Below are 1,923 nucleotides of genomic sequence, written 5' to 3'. Positions count from 1 at the left end.
CTAATCCCGGCCGTAGCCTCGCCCTCGTAACGGGGCGGCCCTCCTTGGGCGGCTCCCGGCCCGCTCTCGCGGCGCCGGACCTTTTTTCGTTGAAAGGCCCGCCTATAATGTCGTGTCGCGTTGGCGCTGGGATCGTCGCCGGGATTTTTTGATCCACCCCCGTTGAATTGGTCCACCCTGAAGTATGTCTTTTGGCAGACAGGAGGACTGCAATGCCGAAGAAGCGCCACAAGCCTGAAGAGATCGTCGCGAAGCTGCGCCAGGTCGATGTGCTGGTCTCGCAGGGGCAGCCCGTTGCCGATGCGATCCGCTCGATCGGCGTGACGGAAGTCAGCTACTACCGCTGGCGGCGTGAGTTTGGTGGGCTGAAGACGGATCAGGTGAAGCGGATGAAGGAACTCGAGGCCGAGAACGCCCGGCTCCGCCGCGCCGTCGCGGACCTGACGCTCGACAAGCTGATCCTGAAGGAGGCGGCTTCGGGAAACTACTGAGCCCCGCGCGTCGCCGCGCCTGCATCGACCATATCCTGCTCGCTCTGAAGGTGTCGGAGCGGCGGGTCTGTCGTGTGCTCGGGCAGCATCGCTCGACACAACGTCGGATTCCGCACGGACGCGACGATGAGGAAAAGCTCATCGCCGATATCGTCGAGCTGGTCCGCCAATACGGCCGCTACGGCTATCGCAAGATCGCCGAGTTGTTGCGTTCGACGGCAGGCTGGGTCGTCAACGACAAGCGGGTTGAGCGAATCTGGCGACGCGAGGGGCTGAAGGTTCCGACCCGGCAACCCAAACGGAGCCGGCTCTGGCTGGGAGACGGATCCTGCATCCGCCTGCGCGCCGAGCGGCCCAATCACGTCTGGTCCTACGACTTCGTCGAGGATCGTACCCATGACGGGAGAAAATACCGTATGCTCAACATCATCGACGAGTTTACGCATGAATGCTTGGCCATCCGCATGGACCGAAGGCTGAAGGCGATCGATGTCATCGACGTGCTCTCGGACCTGTTCATCCTGCGCGGTGTGCCAGAGCACATTCGCTCGGATAATGGGCCGGAGTTCGTCGCCAAGGCCGTGCAGGAATGGATCGGCGCGGTCGGCTCCAAGACTGCCTACATTGCGCCTGGCAGCCCCTGGGAGAACGGCTTCATCGAGTCGTTCAATGCCAGGCTGCGCGACGAGCTCCTCGACGGCGAGATCTTCTATACTCTCGCCGAGGCGAAAATCGTCGTCGAAAGCTGGCGGCGCCACTTCAACACGGTGCGCCCGCATGGCTCCCTCGGATACAGGCCTCCCGCGCCGGAGGTCTTCGTCCCCGCAATGACCGCGCGGGCGCCTGCGCTATCCAGACCGGCTACGCCGCCCGCGCTGGCGCCGAGGCCAACCGTCCACTAACATTAAACTTGGACCTCTCGGCGGGGGCGGATCAATGGGCGGCAATGATTTCCGCCACCGCCCGAAGGCACCGATCTCCTTCCTGGTGGTCATGCTCATCGTTGAGCTGCTTCAAATGGTCAAGGTCGATCATCAAGAGCGAGAGCGGAGAGGATTCCCGCCGCGCCCGAGACCATTCCCGGCGCGGTAACGCTCAACCAGACATTGTCTAGCGGGCGTTCCAAAGCTCCTGTTCGACGGCGGGAGCCGAAGAACCGACCTTCCGCACCGCGTCTTCAAGTGCAGCCTGCGACACGCCAAATTTGTCGGCCCAATACCTCACTTCGTGGTCCCTGGAGAGGTTGATAACTGAGTGATCCTGCGGGCCGCGGGAATAATCGTTCTCTGCCATCTCGGCCTCTCCCTGCTGCGCAGTTCGTCCTGCCAGCCCGTCTGCTTCTGACGGCCCCATCGATTGCCTTCTCTGGATTGCTGCGGCGAGTATCCTGCCCGCTGCAATGCCCGGCTTCTCGATCCACCGGTACGCCAGA

At 62.8% G+C, this 1,923-nt stretch carries 2 protein-coding genes and 1 pseudogene; 1 reads left to right on the top strand and 2 read right to left on the bottom strand.

What is annotated here, in order from left to right:
• The first annotated feature begins 212 nt into the window (after positions 1–212).
• Positions 213–1,393, top strand: a protein-coding gene (locus AB4Z16_RS27985; protein ID WP_441514571.1) for an IS3 family transposase whose coding sequence is annotated in 2 segments (ribosomal slippage) — positions 213–477 and positions 477–1,393 — 1,182 coding nt in all. Because the reading frame shifts where the segments join, the coding sequence is not laid out codon by codon here.
• Between the two features lie 31 nt (positions 1,394–1,424).
• On the opposite strand, the pseudogene AB4Z16_RS27980 reads toward AB4Z16_RS27985, so the two are convergent.
• A pseudogene (locus tag AB4Z16_RS27980) lies at positions 1,425–1,565 on the bottom strand (diguanylate cyclase); the annotation flags it as partial.
• A gap of 36 nt (positions 1,566–1,601) precedes the next feature.
• Positions 1,602–1,923, bottom strand: a 322-nt coding sequence (locus AB4Z16_RS27975; RefSeq protein ID WP_441514570.1) for a DUF3606 domain-containing protein, incomplete at its 5' end; no start/stop codon positions are given.

Origin of the sequence: Allobosea sp. TAF32, from assembly GCF_052113585.1 — a bacterium.
Classification (GTDB): domain Bacteria; phylum Pseudomonadota; class Alphaproteobacteria; order Rhizobiales; family Beijerinckiaceae; genus Allobosea.
Note: the sequence above shows the minus strand (reverse complement) of the source record. Positions and strands in the feature narration are given on the sequence as shown.